This window comes from Streptomyces sp. NPDC006208 (genome assembly GCF_040613775.1).
Lineage (GTDB): Bacteria > Actinomycetota > Actinomycetes > Streptomycetales > Streptomycetaceae > Streptomyces.
This window is the reverse complement of the sequence record NZ_JBEXSW010000002.1, coordinates 206,595-229,210: the sequence shown is the minus strand read 5'-3', so window position 1 is coordinate 229,210 and position 22,616 is coordinate 206,595. Positions and strand designations below refer to the sequence as shown.

Annotated in this window: 20 protein-coding genes; 11 read left to right on the top strand and 9 right to left on the bottom strand. The window is 72.0% G+C overall.

Annotated features, from left to right (window positions below):
- Positions 1–91: 91 nt before the first annotated feature.
- Both ABZ208_RS02385 and ABZ208_RS02380 read right to left on the bottom strand, forming a co-directional pair.
- Positions 92–2,170 carry a SpoIIE family protein phosphatase gene (locus ABZ208_RS02385; protein ID WP_356907688.1) on the bottom strand — a complete coding sequence of 693 codons (2,079 nt, stop codon included), beginning with the start codon at positions 2,168–2,170 and terminating at the stop codon, positions 92–94.
- A gap of 56 nt (positions 2,171–2,226) precedes the next feature.
- Complete coding sequence (locus tag ABZ208_RS02380; protein WP_356907687.1) at positions 2,227–3,498, bottom strand: DUF6777 domain-containing protein; 1,272 nt, start codon at positions 3,496–3,498, stop codon at positions 2,227–2,229.
- 276 nt (positions 3,499–3,774) lie between these two features.
- Between ABZ208_RS02380 and ABZ208_RS02375 the strand changes: the two genes are divergently transcribed.
- Together ABZ208_RS02375 and ABZ208_RS02370 are read left to right on the top strand one after the other, a co-directional pair.
- A complete protein-coding gene (locus tag ABZ208_RS02375; protein ID WP_356907750.1) occupies positions 3,775–4,320 on the top strand; it encodes a DUF1990 domain-containing protein in 546 nt (181 codons plus the stop codon).
- A gap of 11 nt (positions 4,321–4,331) precedes the next feature.
- The gene (locus tag ABZ208_RS02370; RefSeq protein ID WP_356907686.1) at positions 4,332–5,738 is read left to right on the top strand and encodes a lipase maturation factor family protein; all 1,407 of its coding nucleotides are present in this window, start codon (positions 4,332–4,334) and stop codon (positions 5,736–5,738) included.
- 55 nt (positions 5,739–5,793) lie between these two features.
- Here ABZ208_RS02370 and ABZ208_RS02365 read toward each other — a convergent pair whose 3' ends face one another.
- The 5 genes from ABZ208_RS02365 to ABZ208_RS02345 form a co-directional block, all read right to left on the bottom strand.
- Positions 5,794–5,964 (bottom strand): hypothetical protein, encoded by a 171-nt coding sequence (locus tag ABZ208_RS02365; protein WP_356907685.1) that lies wholly within the window; start codon positions 5,962–5,964, stop codon positions 5,794–5,796.
- Between the two features lie 288 nt (positions 5,965–6,252).
- Complete coding sequence (locus ABZ208_RS02360) at positions 6,253–7,716, bottom strand: SDR family NAD(P)-dependent oxidoreductase (protein WP_356907684.1); 1,464 nt, start codon at positions 7,714–7,716, stop codon at positions 6,253–6,255.
- 155 nt (positions 7,717–7,871) lie between these two features.
- Complete coding sequence (locus tag ABZ208_RS02355) at positions 7,872–8,600, bottom strand: SRPBCC domain-containing protein (protein WP_328393278.1); 729 nt, start codon at positions 8,598–8,600, stop codon at positions 7,872–7,874.
- A gap of 15 nt (positions 8,601–8,615) precedes the next feature.
- Complete coding sequence (locus ABZ208_RS02350; protein ID WP_356907683.1) at positions 8,616–8,774, bottom strand: hypothetical protein; 159 nt, start codon at positions 8,772–8,774, stop codon at positions 8,616–8,618.
- Positions 8,771–9,394, bottom strand: a complete 624-nt coding sequence (locus ABZ208_RS02345; RefSeq protein ID WP_356907682.1) for a helix-turn-helix domain-containing protein — start codon at positions 9,392–9,394, stop codon at positions 8,771–8,773. The genes ABZ208_RS02350 and ABZ208_RS02345 overlap by 4 nt, the downstream gene beginning before the upstream one ends.
- Positions 9,395–9,854: 460 nt before the next feature.
- On the opposite strand from ABZ208_RS02345, the gene ABZ208_RS02340 reads away from it, so the two are divergent.
- From ABZ208_RS02340 to ABZ208_RS02305, 8 genes are read left to right on the top strand one after another with little or no spacing between them, the layout of a single operon-like run.
- On the top strand, positions 9,855–12,089 hold the full coding sequence (locus ABZ208_RS02340) for a hypothetical protein (RefSeq protein ID WP_356907681.1): 2,235 nt from the start codon (positions 9,855–9,857) through the stop codon (positions 12,087–12,089).
- 8 nt (positions 12,090–12,097) lie between these two features.
- Positions 12,098–13,591, top strand: a complete 1,494-nt coding sequence (gene pelF / locus ABZ208_RS02335) for a GT4 family glycosyltransferase PelF (protein ID WP_356907680.1) — start codon at positions 12,098–12,100, stop codon at positions 13,589–13,591.
- Complete coding sequence (locus ABZ208_RS02330; protein WP_356907679.1) at positions 13,588–14,952, top strand: hypothetical protein; 1,365 nt, start codon at positions 13,588–13,590, stop codon at positions 14,950–14,952. The genes pelF and ABZ208_RS02330 overlap by 4 nt, the downstream gene beginning before the upstream one ends.
- A 60-nt stretch (positions 14,953–15,012) precedes the next feature.
- Positions 15,013–16,014 (top strand): SDR family NAD(P)-dependent oxidoreductase, encoded by a 1,002-nt coding sequence (locus ABZ208_RS02325; protein ID WP_356907678.1) that lies wholly within the window; start codon positions 15,013–15,015, stop codon positions 16,012–16,014.
- Positions 16,015–16,031: 17 nt separating this feature from the next.
- Positions 16,032–16,745: a sugar phosphate nucleotidyltransferase gene (locus tag ABZ208_RS02320; RefSeq protein WP_356907677.1), complete on the top strand. Its 714-nt coding sequence runs from the start codon at positions 16,032–16,034 to the stop codon at positions 16,743–16,745.
- 8 nt (positions 16,746–16,753) lie between these two features.
- Entirely contained in the window at positions 16,754–17,650 is an 897-nt protein-coding gene (locus ABZ208_RS02315) for an NAD(P)-dependent oxidoreductase (protein ID WP_356907676.1), read from the top strand.
- 10 nt (positions 17,651–17,660) lie between these two features.
- Positions 17,661–18,320 carry a spherulation-specific family 4 protein gene (locus tag ABZ208_RS02310; RefSeq protein ID WP_356907675.1) on the top strand — a complete coding sequence of 220 codons (660 nt, stop codon included), beginning with the start codon at positions 17,661–17,663 and terminating at the stop codon, positions 18,318–18,320.
- Positions 18,317–19,129, top strand: a complete 813-nt coding sequence (locus ABZ208_RS02305; RefSeq protein ID WP_356907674.1) for an endo alpha-1,4 polygalactosaminidase — start codon at positions 18,317–18,319, stop codon at positions 19,127–19,129. The genes ABZ208_RS02310 and ABZ208_RS02305 overlap by 4 nt, the downstream gene beginning before the upstream one ends.
- A gap of 167 nt (positions 19,130–19,296) precedes the next feature.
- Here ABZ208_RS02305 and ABZ208_RS02300 read toward each other — a convergent pair whose 3' ends face one another.
- Complete coding sequence (locus ABZ208_RS02300; RefSeq protein ID WP_356907673.1) at positions 19,297–20,004, bottom strand: (2Fe-2S)-binding protein; 708 nt, start codon at positions 20,002–20,004, stop codon at positions 19,297–19,299.
- A gap of 320 nt (positions 20,005–20,324) precedes the next feature.
- On the opposite strand from ABZ208_RS02300, the gene ABZ208_RS02295 reads away from it, so the two are divergent.
- Complete coding sequence (locus ABZ208_RS02295; RefSeq protein WP_356907672.1) at positions 20,325–21,293, top strand: DMT family transporter; 969 nt, start codon at positions 20,325–20,327, stop codon at positions 21,291–21,293.
- On the opposite strand, the gene ABZ208_RS02290 is transcribed toward ABZ208_RS02295, so the two are convergent.
- A complete protein-coding gene (locus tag ABZ208_RS02290) occupies positions 21,174–22,436 on the bottom strand; it encodes a transglycosylase family protein (protein ID WP_356907671.1) in 1,263 nt (420 codons plus the stop codon). The genes ABZ208_RS02295 and ABZ208_RS02290 overlap by 120 nt on opposite strands.
- Positions 22,437–22,616: the final 180 nt, after the last annotated feature.

The following is a 22,616-nucleotide window of genomic DNA, read 5'->3' as shown; positions in this document are numbered from 1 at the left end:
TCATGTCCTAGAAGCCAGGGATGCGAAGTCAATCGCCTTCGATCAGTTACGGTCAAGTACGATAAGTTTACGGTCAGTTAACAGCGGATGATCATCGAACCGTGGCCCTCTCCGGAATGATGAACTCGCACCAGACGCATTTGCCGCTCCCACGGGACTCCACCCCCCACGCCTCGGTCAGCCGGTCAACGAGCAGCAGCCCTCGGCCCGAGACTCCCGACTCGCCCGCCTCACGCCGCCGTGGCAGCGCGCTGGAGCGATCCTCGACCTCGACCCGCAGCCGCCGCTCGGCGCCGGACAGCACCCTGGCGGTGACGATCGCCCCGCCGTCGGTGTGCATCAGCGCATTGGTGATCATCTCGTCGGCGACCAGCTCGATCTCGTCGGCGCGCTCACGCGCACCCCAGGCACGTACGGCCGCGCGGACCATGTGCCGGGCCGAGCGCAGCGCCTCGGGGTCGTTCTGCGCGACATGCTGCTGCAGCCGGCCGCCCGCCTGCGGGGTGTACGCGCCCTTGCGGCGCAGCAGCAGCAGCGCCACGTCGTCGTCGCCGCCCCGCTCGTCCACCACCTCGCACAGCCGGTCGGCCAGCAGCTGCAGATCGCGCGGCCCGCCGTGCACCAGCTCGGCGAGCAGCTGCAGTCCGTCGTCGAGGTCGGCGCCGGGCTCTTCGACCAGGCCGTCCGTGTAGAGCAGCAGCGTCTGCCCGGGGTCCAGTTCGACGGTGCTGACCGGATACTCGAGGCGCCCGAACTCCGCCGAGAGCCCGAGCGGCAGCCCGCCCTGGACCGGCAGCCTGCGGCAGCTGCCGTCCTGGTCCCTGATCAGCGGGTCGACATGGCCCGCCCGCACCACCTGCACCACGCCGGTCGACAGGTCCGCCTCCGCGTAGGTGCACGTCGCGAACCGTTCGGTGTCCAGCTCATGGAGGAAGACGGACGCGCGGGCCATCACCGTCGCCGGGGTGTGCCCTTCGGCGGCGTACGCCCGCAGCACGATGCGCAGCTGTCCCATCACGGCGGCCGCGTGGGTGTCATGGCCCTGTACGTCCCCGATGACCGCGCCGACCCGGCCACCGGGAAGCGCGATGATGTCGTACCAGTCGCCGCCGATGTCGCGCCCGAGCCGCGCCGAGCGGTAGCGCACCGCGATCTGGGCGCCGGGCACGTCGGGGATCCGGCGGGGCAGCATCGCCTGCTGCAGCCCCTCGGCGAGATCGTGCTCCTGCTCGTACAGCACGGCACGCTGCAGGCTCTGCGCGATGCTGCTGCCGAGCGCCACCAGCAGATTGCGCTCCTCGGAGCTGAAGCCGGTCTTGTCGCGGTAGAGCAGGCCGAGCGCGCCGATGGGCCGGGCCTGCGCGATCAGCGGCAGATAGGCGGCCGCCGAGATACCGAGCCCTTTGATGTGCGGCCACAGGATGGGGTAGGAATCCGCGAAATCCCGCTTGGACTCGATGAACCGGGGAGCCAGCGTGCGCACCACCTCGCTCATGGGGTACTGCTCGTCGACCCTGGTGTAGCGGGTCCCCGGCACGAAGGAGCCCTCGGGCCCCTCGGCGACCAGGTGGATCCGGCCGCCGGACTCCAGCAGCCCCATGACCATGCTGGTCGCGCCGAGGTGTTCCAGGCCGTGCGAGTCCTTGAGCACAGCGATGACGTCGCGGACGGTACGGGCGTGGGCGAGCGCGGCCGTGGTGCTCTCGACCACGCTGGTCTGCCGGCGCCGCTCGGTGTCGACCTCGACACGGGCGGTGGAGTCGGCGAGCTCCTCCGTGGCGTCGCGGACGACCCCGATGATGCGCAGCGGCCGGCCGGTCCCGTCGCGTCGCACACAGCCCTGGGTGTGGGTCCAGCGCAGGCTGCCGTCGCGGCGGCGGATGCGGAAGTAGGCGCCGTAATGGTCGCTGCCGTTCTTCAGCGCCTGGGCGATCATGGAGTCGAGCCTGACAGCCTCGTCCGGCGGCACCCGGCGGGCCAGGCTCTCCGGGTGGCCGTCGTACTCATCGGGGTGCACATCGAAGACGTCCAGCGCGGGCCTGTCCATGTGCATCAGCCCGCTGGTCAGATCCCAGTCGAAGGTGCCCATGTGGTTGAGAGTCAGGCTCACATCCGCACGCGTCGGCCAGTCGTCGGGGAGCGACAGGGCACCCTCTGCCCGATCAGCCATGGAGCCACTCTGCCATCATTTGTCACAATCCACGAGCGGTCGTCCCGGAAGACCGCTCACCCCTGGAAGGTGCCCGGGTCGGTGGCAGCCCGGGACGGCAGGCCAGGCGCCGGAGCGTCCGGCACCGGGTCGATCGCGGGGCCGCCGGGGTCGGGGGGCATCGGGTCCAGGCCACCCTGAGGCTGCGGCGGGTCCGCGGGCGGCTCGGGCTGCGGGTCCGCCGGCACGGGGGCGGACGGCACGGGCCGCGGGTCCGCCGGGGCGGGCCGAGGATCTGCGGGCGCGGGCTGCGGGTCCGCCGGCACGGGGGCGGGCGGCACGGGCTGCGGGTCCGCCGGGGCCGGGGCGGGCTCCGGGTCCGCCGGTGCGGGAGCCGGGTCCGCCGGTGCGGGAGCCGGGTCCGCCGGTGCGGGAGCCGGGTCCGCCGGTGCGGGAGCCGGGTCCGCCGGTGCGGGGGCCGGCGGCGCGGCCTGCTCGGCCGGGGCCGAGGGTTCAGCCGGCGCCACCGAGTCGTTCGGTGCGGGGCTGAGTGTGTCCATGAAGACCTCGTCCGGATTGACGGGCGGGAACACCGCGGGCTGCGCGTCCTCCGCACCGTCCGTACCTGTCGGCCGCTCGATCCAGCCGTTGTCGAGGTTGTTGACGATCATGAGGCTGCGCACGACCTGGTTGGCCGGCTTGATGACGACCACCTGGTCGGTGCGGTAGGTCTGCCACGGTGTGCCCTTCACGGTCACGGCGCCCGCGGCGGCGACCGGGGGCCTCAGGGGGTTTCCGCCCGCGCAGCGCACTCGTGGCGCCCCGTACTGGTCGACCAGCACAGCCGTCCCGGCCTGCATCACCGCCTGCTGAGCGACGGCGGTCCGGTCCCGGAAGACGTGAGCGGTGATCCGGGTGTCGGCGCGCAGCATGACCGGCGTCAGCCCGCGCAGGAAGGCGGGCACGACCGTCTCCTGGATCCCGGCCCCCTTGGCGAAGGCGCGCACCTTGGCCTTGTCCGCGTCGAGGAAGCGCACCTGCTTCTCGACGTCACAGCTGCCGACCTCCTGGGTGCCGCTGTACAGGCCGGGTGCCGAGCCCGACAGCGTGCGCAGCACGGGTCCGCCGCCGGCCGTGCCGACGGGCACGGCGGTGACGGGCGGCAGGACGGGAACGGACGCGGACGTGGCAGTCGACGCCGTGAAGGGGGCCGGCCCGGGTGACGCGAGCGCCTGGAGGTGTACCTCCGCGGAGTCGTGCGCACGGCCCGCGCCGTCGCACCCGGACATGAGCAGCCCCACGGACAGCGCGGCGGCCGCCGCGCACACACGCCGCATCGGTGAGCGCACCAGTGTCTCCTGCCTCTTCTCCTCGAGATGTTTCTCAAAGTTGTGCCGGAAGCACAGGCGCCTCGCGACTTGAACGCGTTCGCGTTCACCCCATAGGCTCTGCCCACAGGGACTTGAACACGTTCAATTCGAGGATGGTGCGTGATGTCCGTACTGGTCAGCTTGATCGCGAAGCCGGGCACCTGGGCCATCCCACCCGTAGGGCTGAATCCTGTGGACGCACGGCGGGCCGCGTCCATTCGGCGGACACGGGCGGTGCTCGGGCTGCCCCGCGTGGTGCGCAGTGCGCTCCCCGGTACGGACGACGCGGACGCCGGGGGGCCCTTCAGCTACCCCGAGGTCGGCGCCACCGCGCGCCGCCCGCTGCCGGACGGCTACCAGCAGCTGCACCACACCGAACGGATCGGCCACGGCCGCGCCGTCTTCGAGGCGGCGGGCACAGCGGTCACCACCTGGGCCATGCACTGCGACTCGGGTGCCCGGGTGCGCGCCACCACGGACAGGGCCGAGCCCGGCACGCGGGTCACGGTCTCGCTGGGCCTCGGTCCCCTGCGGCTCACCGCGCCGTGCGAGGTGGTGTGGACGGCCTACGGCGAGGACCGGACGGGCTTCGCGTACGGCACGCTCGCCGGGCATCCGGAGTGCGGCGAGGAGGTGTTCATGGTCGACCTGCGCGACGACGGTTCCGTGTGGTTCACCGTCACGGCGTTCAGCCGGCCCGCCGCCTGGTACAGCAGGCTGGCCGGTCCGGTGGTGCCCGTCCTGCAGAAGGCGTACGCGCGGCGGCTCGGCCGCTGCCTGCGGCGGATCGCCGCGGCCTGATACTGGACCTGATGGAGTGGTTCGGCGACGATGCCTACTGGTTGAGCCGGCTGGTGTTCCAGCGGGCTCTGGCCGTCATGTATCTCGTCGCGTTCCTCTCCGCCGCGCTCCAGTTCCGGGCGCTGATCGGCGAGCGGGGCATGCTGCCCGTGCCGGACCATCTGCGCCGGGTCCCTCCCAGGGCGGCGCCGACCCTGTTCCGGCTGCACTACTCCGACCGCTTCTTCGCCATGGTGGCCTGGGCGGGATGCCTGCTCTCGGCGGCCCTGGTCGCGGGCGCCGCGGACCGGCTGCCGCTCGCGGTGGCGATGGTGTGGTGGGCGGTGCTGTGGGCGCTGTACCTCTCGATCGTCAATGTGGGGCAGACCTGGTATTCGTTCGGCTGGGAGTCCCTGCTCCTGGAGACCGGCTTCCTCGCGGTCTTCCTCGGCAACGAGCGCACCGCGCCGCCCGTTCTGGTGCTCTGGCTGCTGCGCTGGGTGCTGTTCCGGGTGGAGTTCGGTGCGGGCCTCATCAAGATCCGCGGCGATCTGTGCTGGCGCAATCTGACCTGTCTGTTCTTCCATCACGAGACCCAGCCGATGCCGGGGCCGCTCAGCTGGTTCTTCCACCACCTGCCGAGGCCTCTGCACAGGGTGGAGGCGGGCGCCAACCACGCGGTCCAGCTGCTGGTCCCCGTACTGCTGTTCACACCGCAGCCCGTCGCGAGCGCGGCCGCCGGCGTGATCGTGCTGACCCAGCTGTGGCTGGTGTTCTCCGGCAACTTCGCCTGGCTGAACTGGCTGACGATCACACTGGCCCTGCCCGCCGTGGACGGCTCGCTGTTCATGGACCCGCCCGATGCGCCCGCCGCCCCGCTCTGGTACGAGATCGTCGTGATTGCCGTCAGCGCCGGGCTGCTGGCCCTCAGCTACCACCCGGCGCGCAACCTGTTCTCCAGGCGGCAGGCCATGAACCGGTCCTACGACGCGCTCCATCTGGTCAACGCCTATGGCGCGTTCGGCACGGTGGGCCGGGTCAGGCACGAGATCGTGGTGGAGGGCACGGACGAGAGGGTGCTCCACGACGGCACGGTGTGGCGTGAGTACGGGTTCCGGGGAAAGCCCGGGGACGTGCGCAGACTGCCGCGTCAGTTCGCCCCGTACCATCTGCGGCTCGACTGGCTGATGTGGTTCGCCGCACTGTCTCCCGCCTATGCGCGGTCGTGGTTCCTGCCGTTCGTGGAGCGGCTGCTCGACGGCGACCGGGACACGCTCCGGCTGCTGCGCCACAACCCCTTCCCGGACGCCCCGCCCGTGTACGTGCGGGCGCGGCTCTACCGCTACCGGTTCACGACCTGGAGCGAGTTGCGGGCGACCGGCGCCTGGTGGCACCGGACCCATGTGCGCGAGTTCCTCTATCCCACCAGGCTCTCGTGAGTACGTCCGTGCCCCCTGCCGGGGCGGGCAGGGGGCACGGACGCTACGCGCCGGATCAGTCGATCCCGGGCAGGATGTGCGGCTCGGCGAGATCTTCCTCGTACCCGGCCAGCCTGATCGGGGCCGAGCGGGCCCAGACCTCGAGGTTACGGATCTCTTCGGCCTTGCCGGGCCGGTCGCCGCCGTACTCCGACGGTCGTTGTTCGTGCTTCACATCTGGTGTCACCGCGCACTCCTCTGTGTCGCGTAACTGGGACAGGGGCAGTTCCGTCGCGGTGGCGCCGTCAACTCGGGCGGGACCGCAGCCGGGTTGCAGGCCTGTCCCAGGACGGCCGAAGGGGTTTCGTGGATCCCTTGGAGGCTGTCCAGTCCCCCAAGGTTAACCAAATGAGCGCCCCCCTGCTCGATGGGGGCTGCACATCGACTCAATTCAGGCCAACGACCCCCTCCAAATGGACAACGGCCGGTGCACCTGCTGGTGCACCGGCCGAAGCACGCCGTTCGGGAAGGGGGGTTACCAGTTCGCGGGGGCGTAGTCCTTGAGGAAGCAGCCGAAGAGGTCCTCGCCGCACTCGCCTCGCACGATCGGGTCATAGACCCGGGCCGCGCCGTCGACCAGGTCGAGCGGTGCGTGGAAGCCCTCTTCGGCCAGTCGCATCTTGTCGGGGTGCGGGCGCTCGTCGGTGATCCAGCCGGTGTCCACGGCGGTCATCAGGATGCGGTCCGCCTCGAACATCTCCTGCGCGCTGGTGCGGGTGAGCATGTTGAGCGCGGCCTTGGCCATGTTGGTGTGCGGATGGCCGGCGCCCTTGTAACCGCGGCTGAAAACGCCCTCCATCGCGGAGACGTTCACGACGTACTTGCGCTTGCCGGGCCCCGCTGCCATCACCGGGCGGAGCTTGCTGATGAGGATGAACGGCGCCGTGGAGTTGCACAGCTGCACTTCGAGCAGCTCGACCGGGTCCACCTCGGAGACGGTCTGGATCCAGCTGTTGGTGTCGTGCAGGTCGGGGACCAGACCACCGGCGTCGATGGCGGTGCCCGCGGCGATGCGCTCGAGCGAGGCCGATCCGGTCACCAGCGCCAGGTCGGTGACGTCCTGCGCGGTCAGTCCCTCGCCGCCGGCGGACGGCAGCGCGGCCACGGACTCCACCGCGCCGCTGCCGAAGGTGCCGATGACGTGGGCGGGCGGCAGCTCGCCCGCGGGCAGCGGAGCGGATTCGGCGGCGACCAGTTCGCGGTACGCCTGCGGGGAGCGGCGTACGGTCTGCGCGGCGTTGTTGATCAGGATGTCCAGCGGGCCCTCGGCGGCCACGGAGTCGGCGAGCGCGACGACCTGCGCCGGGTCGCGCAGATCGATGCCGACGATCTTGAGGCGGTGGATCCACTCGTCGCTGTCCGGCATCGCCTTGAAGCGGCGGATCGCGTCGTTCGGGAACCGGGTGGTGATGGTGGTGTGGGCACCGTCACGCAGCAGCCGCAGAGCGATGTACATGCCGATCTTGGCGCGGCCGCCGGTCAGCAGGGCGCGCTTGCCGCTCAGATCGGTACGGGCGTCCCGCCGCGCCCGGTTCTCCGCCGCGCACTTCTGGCACAGCTGGTGGTAGAAGGCGTCGACCTCGACATAGCGCGCCTTGCAGATGTAGCAGGAGCGGGGGCGCTGGAGTATGCCCGCGATCTCGCCGACGACGGACGAGGAGGGCAGCAGGCCCTGCGTCTCGTCGTCGATCCGCTCGGCGGAGCCGGTCGCGGTGGCCTCGGTGACCGCCTTGTCGTGGGCGGTCTTGGCGGCCCGGCGCTCCTGGCGACGGCGCTGCTTCACGGTCCGGTAGACCCCGGCGGTGGCCCGGCGGACGGTGATCGCGTCCGGGTGGTCGACCTCGAGCTTGTCGAGCTCTTCGAGCACGCTCAGGCAGACGGCCAGACGCTCCGGGTCGATGCCCTGGCCGTACACCGGGCTGTCCTCTGTCACCGTCATCGCCGCTGCCGTTCCTCGATCACTCGAATGCCGTCGTTCCAAAAGCGCAACTTTACTGAGTGACGGGGTGCCGGCCAAATGACGAAAGTCACGTCCGGGCGGAGCGAAGGGCCCGGCCGGGAGGGGAGGTCCGGGCGGGCCCTGGGCGCGAGGGTTCAGGTGAACAGGCCGGTGAGCCAGGTCCGCCAGGCCGCCTCGGTCTTCTGCGCGTCCGCGCCGCCGGCGAAGTCGTGGACGCTGACACCGACCGGCGCACCGAAGTGGTTGCGGCCGAAGACACGGTAGAGCGCGTCATCGGTGCGCAGCCCGACGAAGTAGGGGTTGCGGTAGTCGACCACGGCATCGGCCACACCCGCGCCCGGCAGTTCGACCCGGACGGTCGTCCCCTCGGCCGCTGTGTCCGGCAGGCCGAGGCCGCGGGCGACGGTCTCCAGTGCGTCGGGAGCCTTGGAGGCGTCCGGGGCGTCGAGCGTGCAGAACGCGGCGGGCCGGCCGGTGAAGTACGTGAGGTACTGGCGCAGCGTGTGCAGATAGAAGTCGGTGTGCTTGTTCGCGCCGTCGTACTGGTTGTCCCAGTCGTCGACCAGGATCCCGCTGTGCACATAACGCACCCGGCAGCCGCCGCCCTCGAGCGGTTCGACGACATGGTCGAGCTGGTTGAAGGTCTGCACGGACACGCCCTCGGCGTCCTCCGTCCGCGCCGTCAGCCGGTGCGGCGGATCCCATGCCGTGACGGTGCCGCCGAAGGGGGCTGCGCCACCCTGCCGGGGTTCGTACTCGATCGGCCACAGCCAGCCCGCTGTGCCCGTGGTGATCGCCTCCCACACCTGCTCGGGGCTCGCGTCGACCTCGAACTCCCGGACGATCTCGAATTCCTTCTCCATGACGACTCCTGATGCTCAGACGCTCTCGGGCGCGTGGACGATGTGCCGGACTCCCGAACCGAAGGCCGTGGCACGGACGACCCTGAGGGTGGTCCCGGCGGGTCCGTCCTGGCAGAGGCGCTTGCCGCGGCAGAACGGGCCGTGCCAGGTGAAGGCGGCCCCATGCCTCCTCATGACGACTCCTCGATCGGGACGGGGGCGGGTTCGGCTGCGGGTTTGACGGTGGGGTGGAGCGCGACGACCACCCGGTGGTCGCGGCCGCCCTCGGAGTGCTCGTCGTGGTACTTGGCGATGAGCGCGCCGACGCCGCGAGTGAGCTCCTCGACGAACGCCGCCCGGTCGGCGGCGGACGCGAAGCGCACCTCGCCGTCGAGGGCGTATGTCGCGAGGCGCTTGCGAGCCTTGGCCGCACCCGTGATCAGGGTGCCGACGTCGCGCACCAGCCGGGCCGCGACGGCGAGCAGCCAGCGCGCGGAGAGCTGGTCGCGGAAGCGCTCCGGATCGGGCTGCACGGCGGCGAGGGCCACCGGTGAGATCACGTACGACGCCGCCGTGGCGCGCATCAGGCGCTCGGTGACATTCCCCTTGCGGCGCTCGCCGGCCAGCTCGACCAGTCCGTGCCGCTCCAGCGCCCTGAGGTGGTAGTTCACCTTCTGCCGGGGCAGTCCGACCCGGGTCGCCAGCATGGCGGCCGAGGCCGGGCCGGCCGCCAGCTCGGCGAGGAGCCGGGAGCGCATCGGGTCCAGCGAGACGGCGGCCGCCGCCGAGTCCTCGATCACTGTCACGTCCAACATGACTTCAGGTTCTCACCGACAATTAATTTTGTCCAGACACTTCGACTTGTCGGTCGAAGGCGCCGCGACGGGTCGTCGAGTCGTCCCACGGCTGGCCGGATTTCCGCGATCGCCGGGCCTCGGCGCGGTGGACCGCGATGGGACCGGACCTCTGAAGGACAGCGCCGCGGATGACAACCGCTTGCCCACATGGGACGTCTGGCCACGCGGATGCAGGGATGCCGTCCGGCCGCTTCCGGAACGGCCGCGGCCGCGGCCGTGTTCCCCCATCACATCTGCCCCGGCCGCGCATCCGTTTCACGCCAGGTTTCACAATGCCCCCACAGTTCGACCAAATCGCCCCCCACTATGTGATCCGACAGAGCCGACGTGGACGGTGACCACTGCACACCGACCACTTCAAAGGGGGGGTAGGGCATGTCGGGCGGGGGCCCGGCATGCCCTACCGGGGGAGGACCACATGAGGCGCACCGTCCATCGGGCTGCCCTGGCAGGCGTATCAGCACTGGCGACGGCGCTCGCCGTCGCGTCACCGCCGGCCCGGGCGGCAGAGCCACCGCCGACGCCGCGCATCGATCTGCGGGTGCTGGTGGTGGACGACGGCGGTCCGGCGGTCGGGGCGATCACGGCCGAACTCTCCGGTTCGGGAACGCCGTACACGGTTGTCGACCTCGCACAGGACGGTCGGCCGGCGATCGACGCGGCGTTCCTCGCCGACACCGTGGAGGGACGGCCGCGGGCCAGGTTCCAGGCCGTGGTGCTGCCCAGCGACGCTCCGGCCGGGCTGGACTCCGCGGAGCTGGCGGCTCTGACCGCGTACGAGCGGACGTTCGCGATCCCGCAGGTCGACGCCTACACCTACGCCCGCCCCGAGGTGGGCCTCGATCATCCCGTCAACGGCGGCTTCAGCGGTTCGCTGGACGGCGTGCGGGCACAGGTCACCCCCGCGGGGAGGTCGGGACCGTTCGGCTATCTCGACGGGCCGGTGCCGTTCGAGGACAACTCCCCCACCGTGGGCGAGAGTTACGGCTATGCCGCGCGCCCGGCCGCGGGCGCCGACTTCACCAGCTATGTGGACGCCCCGCTGCACGGCTCCGGCGAGCGCGGTTCGATCGTCGGCGAGTACCGCCACGACGGCCGCCGCGAGCTCGTCGTCACCTTCGCCTACAACCAGTACCAGCAGCAGTTCCGGCTGCTCGCCCGCGGCATCGTGGACTGGATGACCCAAGGCGTCCGTCTCGGCGCGTCCCGCCACTACTTCGCCGTCCACGTCGACGACGTGTTCGCGGCCGACGACCGCTGGGACAGCACCCTGAACTGCACGCCCGGCGATGTGGACTGCCCGCCGGGCCAGGGCGAGCCGGACCCCATCAGGATGACCGCGTCCGACGCCCAGTACGCCGCCCAGTGGTCGGCCGGCCGGGGGTTGACGCTCGACATGGTCTTCAACGGCGGTGGCAGCGAGCTCTTCAAGGAGGAGAACGGCGGCAGCGACCCGCTCGCGCAGCAGCTCACCGCCGACAGTGCCGCGTACCGCTGGGTGAACCACACCTACAACCACCCCTTCCTGGGCTGTGTCCAGGACGTCAGCGTCGTCCCCTGGACCTGTGCGAAGAACGCGGACGGCAGTGTGCGGTACACCGGCCGTGCCGAGATATCCGCCCAGATCGCGGACAACCGCGGCTGGGGCCTGCGCGCCGGACTCCCGATGCGGACCGACGAGTTGGTGACGGGCGAGCACTCGGGGCTGCGGATCCTGCCGCAGCAGCCGGACGACAATCCTCATCTCGCGCCCGCGCTCGCCGACAACGGCATCGCCTCGCTCGGCTCCGACAACTCCCGCGAACGTGAACAGCGCCCGGTCGGCACGGCGCTGACGGTGCCGCGTCACCCGATGAACGTCTTCTACAACGCGGGACGCACCGCCGAGCAGATCGACGAGTACAACTGGATCTACACCCGCGCGGCCGACGGGGGCAGCGGCCTCTGCGAGACCGCCGCCAACACGACCTGTCTGGACGGGCCGTTGGACCCCGTCACCGGTTACGCGGACCACATCGTGCCGCTGGAGGCCCGGATCGGCCTGGGTCATGTGCTCGCGGGCGACCCGCGGCCGCACTACATCCACCAGTCCAACCTCGCCGAGGACCGTATCGCCTACCCGGTGCTGGGCCGCATCCTCGACGAGTACGCGGGCCTGTATGCGGACAGCGCCCCCTTGGTCAATCTGCGCCAGCGCGACATCGGAGCCGAGCTGCGCGACCGGGCGGACTGGCGGACTGCGGTCGCGGACGGGCAGGTGACCGCGTACCGGATCGGCGATGCCGTCACCGTGCAGGCGCCCGCCGGCGTGCGGATCACCGCCACCATGCCCGTCGGCACCCGGCAGTCCCTGCCGCTGGGCAGCGCCGCGTTCGGGAGCCCGTACGCCGGATCCGTCTCCGGCTGGGCCGAGCCAGGTCCACAGGAGGACCGGCTCAAGCTCACCCTGCCGGGCCCGGCGGCCGGACAGGAAGTGGCGGCCCAGGCAAAGGCTGCCAGCACCGGGAAGCCCCCCGGCCAGGCCGGCCACGGGCAGCGCCGCACACACAACGACCCCACCCTCCACCCCCAGCAACCACCAACGCCCCCCGGCCAGGCCGGCCACGGGCAGCGCCGCACGCGCGAGCGGGTGGCGTACGGCGTGACGGGCTGACGCCCGCCATGGCCGACGTACTCCGTCCGCTGCGCAACGGCGCGCCGGTGGTCACCCTGCTCACCGAAGGAACGTATCCGCACAGCCACGGCGGCGTGAGCGTGTGGTGCGACCAGCTGGTGAGCGGGATGCCGGACATCGACTTCCGGGTCATCGCGGTGACGGGCACCGGAAGGGAGCCCCTCGCCTGGGAGCTGCCCACCCATGTGTCCCCGCCCGTCTGCATCCCGCTGTGGGGTCCCGATCCCGCCGGGTCGCCGCCGGTCGGGCGCCGGCTGCGCCGGCTGATGTCGAGCTACGAGACGTTCCTGACCGCACTGCTCGACCCCGCGGCCGAGCCCGGTTTCGGACCAGCGCTGTACGAACTGGCCAGGGCGGCCCGCGACGGCCACCTCGCGCCCGCGCTGCGCACCGACCGTGCCGTACGCATTCTCGTGGACGTCTGGACCCGCCCCGATCTGCCGGTGTTCGCGGCGCGGCCCACCGTGCACGACGCACTGACCGCGACGGAGCTGCTGGAGCACGCCCTGCGGCCGCTGGTCGCGCCGGCCCCGGCGGGTGGGGTCGCGCACGCGGTCAGCGGCGGGCTCGCGGTGCTGCCCGCGCTGGTGGGCGCCGAGCTGCACGGTGTGCCGTTGCTGCTCACCGAGCACGGCGTCTATCTGCGCGAGCGCTATCTCGGCTATCGCACCGGCCCCTACAGCTGGCCCGTCAAGGCGCTGCTGCTGGGCTTCTTCCGGCTGCTCGCCGAGGAGACGTACCGCAGGGCCGCGCTGGTGACGCCGGGCAACCGGTACAACCGGCTGTGGGAGGAGCGCGGCGGCGCGGACCCTGCGCTCATCCGCACGGTCTACAACGGCGTCGACCCGGCGGCCTTCCCGCCCGCGGGCCCCGAACCGGGCACCCCGACGCTCAGCTGGGCCGGCCGGGTCGACCCGATCAAGGATCTTGAGACCCTCATCCGCGCGTTCGCGCTGGTGCGGGAGGAAGTGCCCGATGCGCGGCTGCGGCTCTTCGGCGGCACCCCGCGTGGGGGCGAGGCCTACCGGAAGCGCTGCGAGGCGCTCGCGGTCGAGCTCGGTCACGGCGACGCGGTGACCTTCGAGGGGCGGGTCGACGACATCAGGGACGCTTACGCGGCGGGCAATGTGGTGATGCTGTCCAGCATCAGCGAGGGTTTCCCGTTCACGCTGATCGAGGCCATGTCCTGCGGGCGTGCCACCGTTTCGACGGATGTCGGCGGAGTGCGGGAGGCGGTCGGCGACTGCGGGCTGGTCGTACCGCCCCGAGAACCTGCGGCGATGGCCGCCGCCGCACTTGAACTGCTGCGCGACGGGCCACGGCGGGCGGTGATGGGTGAGGGTGCACGGCGGCGGGTGATCGAGCAGTTCACGCTCCGGCAGACCGTCGACACCTTCCGGTCGATCTATCACCAACTCGCCCTGGAATCCGGCGAGTTCGCCGCAGAGGACGAGCGGCGTACGGCGGGGGTGACGGCATGAGCGGCCCGCTGCGCCTGATCCCGGGCGACGGGGAGGCGCTGCCTGCTGCAGCCAGGCCGCGCACGCGCACTCCCACCCGGCCGAGCTGGGCCGAGGACCCGATCGACGAGCTGGCCGAGCGAATGGTCGAGCAGGTCGCATCCGCGGTCCATCCCTACGAGGTCGCCGCGCTGCTGGAGTCCGACGGAATGACGAACGAGCAGATGACACGGCGCTACGACCGCCCCGATCTGTTCACGCTCGCCGAGGACCTCTACGCCCGGGTGCCGCGCCACTATCCCCAGCCGGCGCCCGCCCCCGACCCCTGGCGGCCCGACACCGTCCGCTGCGCCCTGCGCGGGGTCGTGTTCGCGCTGCCCGGTCTGGCGTATGTGCTGGGCGCCGGGCTGTGGCAAGGCGCCGCCGACATCACCGGGCTCGTCGTCTCCGGTCTTGCCGCCTGGGCCTGGAACCAGGCGCTCAGCCACCGGGCCCATCTGCGGCTCGCCACCGAGGGCGGGGCCGCGGCCGCGCGCACGCTGGCCGTCGGCGCTCCGGCCGGAGCGCTCGGAGCCGCGGGCGTCGGGCTGCTGGTCTGCGGCCCGGACACGGGCGCGGCGTTCGCCGCCGGCCAGTCCTGCTATCTCGCGGCCGCGAGCGTCCTGCTGGTCCTGGGCCGCGAACGGGCGCTGCTCGCCGCGCTGTTGCCCGTCGCCTCCGGGGGCGCCGCCTGCTGGCTGCAGCAGCCGCCCGACGTACTCGCCGTAGTGCTCCTGCTGTCGACCGTGACCCTGACCGCCGGTGCCGCCGCCCACGCTGTACGGGCCTTGCTGCGGTCCGGACCGGCCGCGCCGACGGGCGCGGGCCCGCCGCGGCTGCGCTCCCTGCCGTACGGGCTGTTCGGGCTGGCCGCCGGTGTCCTCGCGGCGCTGGCGGGCAGCGCCGAACCACTCTCGGTCGTCGTGCTCACCCTCAGCATGGGGTGCGCCGAATGGCTTCTGTACCACTTCCGTTCCCTCTCGCTGGCTGCCCTGCGCGCCGCCGGCACGCTGCGCCGTTACGTCCTGCTGGAGGTGCGGGCTCTCGTGCTGTGTCTCGGCTCGTATCTGGCCCTGCTGGCCGCCGGCGCCCTGGCCGTTGGCGTCCGGCCGGCCCCGCTGCTCGGGCTCGGGGCCGTGCTCTGGACGGCCCTTCTGCTCCAGGCGTTCTCGCTGGCGTGGTTCCCGGCCCTCGTCTCACTCGCCGCGGCCGCGACCGAGGCGGGTGCGGCACTGGCAGGCCTGCCACCGGATCCCGTCGCCCTGGCGGGCCGCACCGTCGCGGCACTCGTGCTGGCCGCCGCGGCCGCCCGGCTGCTCACCCGGCCCACCGCCCACCGCTGATCCACCCACCCACGCCCCCACGCGTCCGCACCCGACCACCGACAACAGGAGAGCACTTCCGTGACATCGAACGCGCTGGTCGCCGTCACCGGAGCCGAGGGTTTCATCGGTTCGCATCTGACGGAGACCCTCGTAGCCGCGGGCTTCCGGGTCCGCGCCATGGCCCAGTACAACTCCTTCTCCTCCTACGGCTGGCTGGAGACCCTGCCCCCCGACGTGCTCGACCGGGTCGACATCGTCCTCGGGGACGTGCGCGACCCCGGCTCGGTGCAGCAGCTCGTCGAGGGCGCCGAGGCCGTCTACCACCTCGCCGCGCTGATCGCGATCCCGTACTCGTACCGGGCGCCGCACAGTTACGTGGACACCAATGTCACCGGCACGCTCAATGTGCTCGAGGCCGTACGCCGGTTCGGCGTCCCGCGCCTGGTGCACACCTCCACCAGCGAGACGTACGGCACCGCTCAGACCGTGCCGATCACCGAGGACCACCCCATCAACACCCAGTCCCCGTACGCCGCTTCCAAGGCGGGCGGGGACCGGCTCGCCGACAGCTACCACGCCAGTTTCGGGACACCGGTCGTCACGCTGCGCCCGTTCAACACCTTCGGGCCGCGGCAGTCGATGCGGGCGGTCATCCCCACCGTGATCGGCCAGATCGCGGCGGGCGAACAGACCATCACCCTCGGGGATCTGCGCCCGACCCGCGACTTCCTGTACGTCAAGGACACCGCGCGCGCCTTTCTCGCGGTGGGCACCGCGCCCGCCGAAGCCGTCGTCGGCCGCACCTTCAACGCCGGCACGGGCGAGGAGATCTCGGTCGGTGAACTCACGCGTCTGATCGGCAAGCTGATGGACACCGAGCTGGACGTACGGGAGGACCCGCAGCGGGTACGGCCGGCCGGCTCCGAAGTGCTGCGCCTGGTCGCCGACGCCACGCGGCTGCGCGCCGCGACCGGATGGCGGCCCGAGCACGGCCTGGAGGCCGGGCTGCGGCACACCGTGGACTTCTTCCGAGACCCGGGGAACCTGGCCCGCTACAAGACCGGCATCTACAACATATGACCAGCAGGGGGGCTTCCATGCACGCAGTGATACTCGCCGGAGGCAAGGGCGTCCGGCTCCGCCCGTACACCACCGCGCTGCCCAAACCGCTGGTGCCCATCGGCGACCAGCACGCGATCCTGGAGATCGTGCTGCGCCAGCTCGCCGCCGCGGGCTTCACCAGCTGCACCCTGGCCATCGGCCACCTCGGCCACATCATCCGGGCCTATGTCGGCAACGGCTCCCGCTGGGGACTGCGCGTCGGCTACTCCACCGAGGACAGCCCGCTCGGCACGATGGGCCCGCTGCTGACCATGATGGACCGGCTGCCCGAGTCGTTCCTCGTGATGAACGGCGACGTCCTCACCGACCTCGACTACGGGGACGTCGTCAAGCAGCACCGCGCATCCGGCGCGCCGCTGACCGTGGCCACCTACGCCCGCAAGGTCTCCATCGACTTCGGCGTGCTCACCACCGAGGCCGGCAAGGTCGTCGGCTTCGCCGAGAAGCCGAGCATGGACTACCGCGTCTCCATGGGCGTGTACGGGCTGAGCCGCGACACGCTCGCCGGATACACTCCCGGTCTGCCGCTCGGTTTCGACGAGCTCGTGCTCGACCTGCTCAAGGCACAGAACCCGCCGCACGCCTACGAGTTCGACGGCTACTGGCTCGACATCGGGCGGCCCGACGACTACGACCGGGCGAACGCCGAGTTCACGACGCACCGCGGTCTGCTGCTCAAGGGAGCGTGACGGGCGCCGTGCGCATCCTCCTTCTCGGCTCGTCCGGGTTCCTCGGCGCGCATGCCGCGGCACGGCTGCGCGGTCTGCCCGACGTGCGCCTGCTCGTGAGCGGCCCTACGCCGGCGGCGGATCTGCCCGTCGACCTGACCGCATGTCCGCAGGCCATCGCCGACGCGCTGCTGCGGGCGGCGCCCGATGTGGTCGTCAACTGCGCGGGGCTCGTGGCGGGCAGCGCCGTCCAGCTCACCGATGTCAACGCCCGCGGGCCGGCCGCCCTGTGCGAGGCTCTGGGCGAGGTGCTGCCGGCCACGCGGCTGGTCCATCTGGGGTCGGCGGCCGAGTACGGCCCCGCCGACCGCGGTACGCCCGTGGCCGAGTCGGCCGCCACGCGCCCGCTGAGCCCGTACGGGGCCACCAAGCTCGCGGGAACCGTCGCGGTCACCTCCTCGGGGCTCGACGCCGTGGTGCTGCGGGTGTTCAACCCTGTCGGGCCCGGCGCACCGGCGGCCGGACTGCCGGGGCGGCTCGCCGCGCAGCTGCGGCGGGCCGGTGCGCACGGCACGGTCCGGGTGGGTGATCTGTCCGCGCACCGCGATTTCGTCGATGTGCGGGATGTGGCGGACGCGGTGGCCCGTGCGGCGACGGCACAGGGGCCGCTGCCGCCGGTGCTGAACATCGGCAGCGGACAGGCCACCGCCGTACGGGACCTGGCGACGACTCTCGTGCGGGTGGCCTCCTTCACCGGGCAGCTGGACGAGGGCGGCGACGGGTCGGTGCGTTCGTCGGCGGTCGCGTGGCAGTGCGCCGACATCGCGGCCGCTGGCACGGCGCTGGGCTGGCAGCCTCGGCACGCGCTCGCCGACTCGCTGGCCGATCTGTGGAACTCGGCCCCACCGGGCGGGTCCGTCCGGTGAGCGTCCCGTCATGAGACTGCTCGTGCCCCTGTACGTCCATCCGGCCGTCGACCCGGCCGCCTGGCAGGCTCTCGTCGCCTGTGCACCGCTGCTGTACGGCGTGGTGCTCAATGCCGACGACGGACCCGGCCGGACACCGGACCCGCACTTCACCGGTGCGGCCGCAGCGCTGCGGGCGGCCGGGGCGCCGGTGCTGGGGTATGTCGACACCGACTACGGCCGGCGCTCCGCCCGGGAGGTGGCGCGGGACTTCGCGCGCCACCGCGACTGGTACGCCGCGGACGGGTTCTTCCTCGACCAGGTCGCTGCCGACCGTGGCGGGGTGCGTCACTACCGGCGGCTCGCGCGGACGGCACGGACGTACGGCGCGAGAACCGTCGTGCTCAATCCGGGGGTCCATCCGGCCTCCGGATACGCGGCGTTCGCCGATCTGCTGGTGACGTTCGAGGGCGGTTGGGACGCCTATCGCACGGCTCCGGCGCCGCCGCCGTGGACCGGCGGCCATCCGCCCGAGACCTTCTGTCACCTCGTGCACGGGGTGCCCAGCGGGCTGTGCGGACTGGCGGCGCGGACCGCGGAGCTGCGCGGAGCAGCCGTACACTGCGCCGTGACCGGGCATGGCCCGAACCCCTGGTCGGCTCTGCCACCCGCACTCCGGAAGGCGTCATGACCCGTACGGCCCGGCTGCGGACGGCCTTGTGTGCCACCGCGTTGCTCCTGCTCGCCGCCTGCTCGACGCCCCCCGAGCCCGGCCCCGGCCCCACCGCCTCCCGCTCGGGGCCGCGGTGGAAGCCGAAACCGGGACTCGCCTGGCAGTGGCAGCTCCAGGGCAGGATCGACCACAGCGTCGACGTGCCCGTCTACGACATCGACGGTTTCGAGAACGAAGCCGCGACGGTGCGCAGGCTGCACCGGGAAGGCCGCAAGGTCATCTGCTACATCAACGTCGGTGCCTGGGAGGACTTCCGTCCGGACCGGGACGACTTCCCCGAGTCGCTGCTGGGCAAGCCGAACGGCTGGGAGGGCGAGCGCTGGCTGGACATCCGCCGGCGCGACGTGCTGCGCCCGCTGATGGCGAAGCGCTTCGACATGTGCCGGGACCGCGGTTTCGACGCGATCGAGCCCGATCTGATGGACGGCTACCTCAACGACACGGGCTTCGCCCTGACCGGCGCCGATCAGCTCGCCTACAACCGCATGATCGCGCGGCTCGCTCACGACCGTGGTCTGTCGGTGGGGCTGAAGAACGATCTGCCCCATGTCCCGCAGCTTGTACGGGAGTTCGACTTTGCGGTGAACGAGGAATGCGCCGAGTTCGGCGACTGCGCGGCGCTCGAGCCCTTCGTGGCCGCGGGCAAGGCGGTGTTCCACGTCGAGTACGCGCTTCCGGTGGGCCGGTTCTGCACGCAGGCCGAGCGTCTCGGCCTGAGTTCCATGCGCAAGAAGCTCGATCTGGGCGTGTGGCGCCAGCCCTGCTGAACCGCCGGCTGCCGGGCGCGGCCGGCTGCGACCGGCTGCACCTTGCCGCGAGCGATCGCGCCGTTGCGCGAGACGGTGCGCATCAACAGTGCCGGGCCGGCCCTGTGCCGTGACCAGGCCACGGCACAGGAAACCCGCGCATCCACCTGTAGGTGGAGTCACGACGATCACTCGGCTGCGGGGCGGGACTCGGCGGCGGGCCGCGGCGGGCGGTCGAAGACGCAGTCGCCGCACAGCCCGCCGCCCGGACTGCGGTAGTAGAGACAGCAGCTGCGCCGCCGCAGCCCGGGCATCTGAACCGTGCCCGCGAGATCCGCGTGCGCGAACAGCTCCGCGGCGAGACGGGAAGCGCGCTCGGCCACCTCGGGCCGTCCACTGCGGCGCGCCCATGTGTGCAGGGCGCGTACGGCCCCGGCGAGGGCGGACCCCGCGTTCCCCCACAGCAGCTGCCGGGAGACGCGCGTGTCGCGCCGCAGCGCCTCGGCGAGCGGCAGCAGATGCCCGTACTGCACCGCCTCGCGTACGCCGTCCGGCGTCCCAGGCAGCGCTCGCACCTCGGTGAGCAGCAGGTCGTCCGGGGCGGCGCGGTCCGTGTCCCAGTGCAGCAGCGCCGGATCGAGGTCGGGCAGCTGCCCGTGAAGTGCCGCGGACCCGAGCGCGACGGACCAGAGGCGGGCGGCGAGGCCGAGGTGGGCGACGGAGGCGGCCACCCGTCGTTCGGTGACGCCCAGTCGCGTGGCGACCGTGTCGACACGTTCCGTCAGCCGCGCGCCGTCACCGGCGTAGACGCGGCCGAGCGGTGTGTGGCCGCCGTCCGGCGTCCCGGTCCGCAGGGCGAAGAAACCCCCCACGGAGGCCAGCTCTGCCAGGTCCACGCCCACTCTCCGCTCTCTTTCGTCGCCCGCGCGAGGTGTCGCACCGAAAATACGGTGCGACCGCACCCGAACACCGTAACGATGGCGCGGTGGCACGGGCCGCCGGCGTGGTCGGCCCGGCAGCGCGCGGCGAAAGAGCGCTGACCGGATACTGGGGGTGAGCGCCGTACGCGTGAAGAGGGGCCGGCAACCACCCCGGCCGGCCCGCGCCCCGTCCCCTAGGGGGACTACGGGGGTCATCCCGTACTCCGTCAGCAGTACGACCAAATGCCTGCTCAAGAACGACGACGTGAACGCAGAAGGGGGACAGGGTGGTCGGTATGAGTTCCCTAGCGCTCTCCGTGCTCTTGTCACTGGTCTCCGCGGTCGCCTACGCGGGCGGGGCCATCCTGCAGGAGCACGTGGCGTCCCACACGCCCTCCCGCCCCTACGCGCCGCTGCACCAGGGCGGCTGGTGGGTCGCCGTCGCGCTCAACGGAATCGGCGCCGTCCTGCATGTGGTGGCGCTGGCGTACGGGCCGCTGAGCGTGGTGCAGCCGCTCGGCGCTCTGACCATCGTGTTCGCGCTGCCGATGGCCGCGCTGTTCGTACGGCGCAAGGCCGGGGCGACCGCGTGGCGGGGCGCGATCATGGCGACGGTGGGTCTCGCGGGACTGCTCTCCCTGACCGGGAACACCGACTCCCACTCGCTGCCGGGTGCACAGCGCGTGGTGCTCGCGGCGGTCACCGTGGGCGCGGTGGGGCTGCTGTTCCTGCTCGCGCAGCGCATGCACCGGCCGATCGCCCGCAGCGTGCTGCTGGCCGGCGCGGCGGGTGTGTCGTTCGGTATCGCCTCGGTGTTCACCAAGACGGCCGCGGTCGACTGGAACTGGGCCGCGCCGCTCACGCAGTGGCCGAGCCTGCTGGCGATCGCCGCCTTCGCCACCTGCGGGCTGCTGCTCTCGCAGGCCTCCTACCGCGGTGCGGGCCTCGCGGCACCGCTTGCGACGGTCACGGTCGTCAACCCGGTGGTGGCGGCGGTCGTCGGCCTCACCATGTTCGGCGAGACCTTCCGGTACGGCGTGACCGGGACCGTGCTGGCCCTGGGCTTCGGTGTGGTGGCGGCGGGCGGCCTCATCCTGCTGACCGTCGAGCGGCTCGGTACGGGGCCGAACCCGCCGCGGGCGGGCTCAGATCCTGACACCGCCCGACCGCAGATAGGCGAGGGGGTCGATGTCGGACCCGTACCCCGGCCCCGTGCGCACCTCGAAGTGGAGATGCGGTCCGGTGCTGTTGCCGGTGGATCCTGAGCGGCCGATCCGCTGACCACTGGAGACCTGCTGGCCGGAGCGCACCGTGAGGGCCGACAGGTGCGCGTACTGGCTGTACTTGCCGTCGGTGTGCCGGATGACGACCTCGTAGCCGTACGCCCCGCCCCAGCCGGCCGACACCACCCGACCGGCGGCGACGGCCTGGACGGAGGTGCCGGTGGGTATCGGGAAGTCCACGCCCGTGTGGTAGCCGCTCGCCCAGGCGGAGCCGGCCTTGCGGTAGGCGGTGGAGGGGTCGGCGTCCACGGGTGCGCTGAATCCCGCCCGCTGGGCGGGCTTTGCGGCCGTGACCGGCTTGACCTGCTGTTTCGGCTTCGGAGCCGACCGCTCGGGCTGCGGCTGCGGTTTCGACCGGGGCTTCGACCGGGGCTGCGGCGTCTGCTGCTGCGGCCGGGTGCGCGGGGGCTGCTGCCGGTCCGGTGCGGTGGGGCGGGAGTCGGTGCGGGTGTCGGTGCGCGGGGCCGCGATGCGCAGGGTCAGCCGCTGGCCGGGGAAGATCAGGTCCGGGTCGTCGCCGACGACAGCGCGGTTCTGTTCGTAGAGCCGCTGCCAGCCGCCGCTGACCCGCTTCCGTCCGGCGATCTCGGAGAGTGAGTCGCCGTGGGCGACCGTGTAACCCTCGCGCTCGGTCGGCACTGTGGTGGGCGACGCGTTCCGCTTCGGGCCGGCCTTCCTCGGCGCGAGCTGCTTCGGCTGGGCCGGCTTGCTCGGACCGGTCATCGGCTCGACGTCCGGGGCGTCGCCGCCTCGGGTCAGACCTGCCTCTACGGAACAGGTGGGCCAGGCGCGCGGCCCCTGGCCCTCGAGGACCTTCTCTGCGACGGCGATCTGCTGGTCCTTGGTGGCCAGATCCGCGCGCGGGGCGTACTGCCTTCCGCCGTACGCCTCCCAGGTGGCCTGGCTGAACTGGAGGCCGCCGTAGTAGCCGTTGCCCGTGTTGATCTTCCAGCTGTTGGTGGACTCGCAGGCCGCGACCTTCTCCCAGACGTCCACGGACGCCGCATGGGCCGACCCGGCGCCGATCAGGGGCAGCGCCATTCCCGCACCGCCGGCCGTGACGGTGAGTGACGCGCGGTTGATGCGGCTCGGCTGATATCGGCGGTGCCGACCGGTTGCGGCCATGGCTGAGACTCCCCCACTGACATGTCGGTCACGCATGCAGGTCATGTCGCAAGCGGCCAACTTAGGTGCAGCACAAGGACCATGACAAGGCTTCAGTCTCAGAGTGGCCGGTTCCCGGCCTTGCTCGAACCGTGGCCCGCGCCGTACGGGAAGGGCAGGCACCGCCGGGGGCGAAGTCCC

What these genes read in the sequence shown, in the direction of transcription:
- ABZ208_RS02385 (WP_356907688.1), bottom strand. Translation starts at nt 2,170, where the DNA reads ATGGCTGATCGGGCAGAGGGTGCCCTGTCGCTCCCCGACGACTGGCCG.
- ABZ208_RS02370 (WP_356907686.1), top strand. Translation starts at nt 4,332, where the DNA reads ATGGAGTGGTTCGGCGACGATGCCTACTGGTTGAGCCGGCTGGTGTTC.
- ABZ208_RS02360 (WP_356907684.1), bottom strand. Translation starts at nt 7,716, where the DNA reads ATGACGGTGACAGAGGACAGCCCGGTGTACGGCCAGGGCATCGACCCG.
- ABZ208_RS02355 (WP_328393278.1), bottom strand. Translation starts at nt 8,600, where the DNA reads ATGGAGAAGGAATTCGAGATCGTCCGGGAGTTCGAGGTCGACGCGAGC.
- ABZ208_RS02350 (WP_356907683.1), bottom strand. Translation starts at nt 8,774, where the DNA reads ATGAGGAGGCATGGGGCCGCCTTCACCTGGCACGGCCCGTTCTGCCGC.
- ABZ208_RS02345 (WP_356907682.1), bottom strand. Translation starts at nt 9,394, where the DNA reads ATGTTGGACGTGACAGTGATCGAGGACTCGGCGGCGGCCGCCGTCTCG.
- ABZ208_RS02340 (WP_356907681.1), top strand. Translation starts at nt 9,855, where the DNA reads ATGAGGCGCACCGTCCATCGGGCTGCCCTGGCAGGCGTATCAGCACTG.
- pelF (WP_356907680.1), top strand. Translation starts at nt 12,098, where the DNA reads ATGGCCGACGTACTCCGTCCGCTGCGCAACGGCGCGCCGGTGGTCACC.
- ABZ208_RS02330 (WP_356907679.1), top strand. Translation starts at nt 13,588, where the DNA reads ATGAGCGGCCCGCTGCGCCTGATCCCGGGCGACGGGGAGGCGCTGCCT.
- ABZ208_RS02320 (WP_356907677.1), top strand. Translation starts at nt 16,032, where the DNA reads ATGCACGCAGTGATACTCGCCGGAGGCAAGGGCGTCCGGCTCCGCCCG.
- ABZ208_RS02310 (WP_356907675.1), top strand. Translation starts at nt 17,661, where the DNA reads ATGAGACTGCTCGTGCCCCTGTACGTCCATCCGGCCGTCGACCCGGCC.
- ABZ208_RS02305 (WP_356907674.1), top strand. Translation starts at nt 18,317, where the DNA reads ATGACCCGTACGGCCCGGCTGCGGACGGCCTTGTGTGCCACCGCGTTG.
- ABZ208_RS02295 (WP_356907672.1), top strand. Translation starts at nt 20,325, where the DNA reads ATGAGTTCCCTAGCGCTCTCCGTGCTCTTGTCACTGGTCTCCGCGGTC.
- ABZ208_RS02290 (WP_356907671.1), bottom strand. Translation starts at nt 22,436, where the DNA reads ATGGCCGCAACCGGTCGGCACCGCCGATATCAGCCGAGCCGCATCAAC.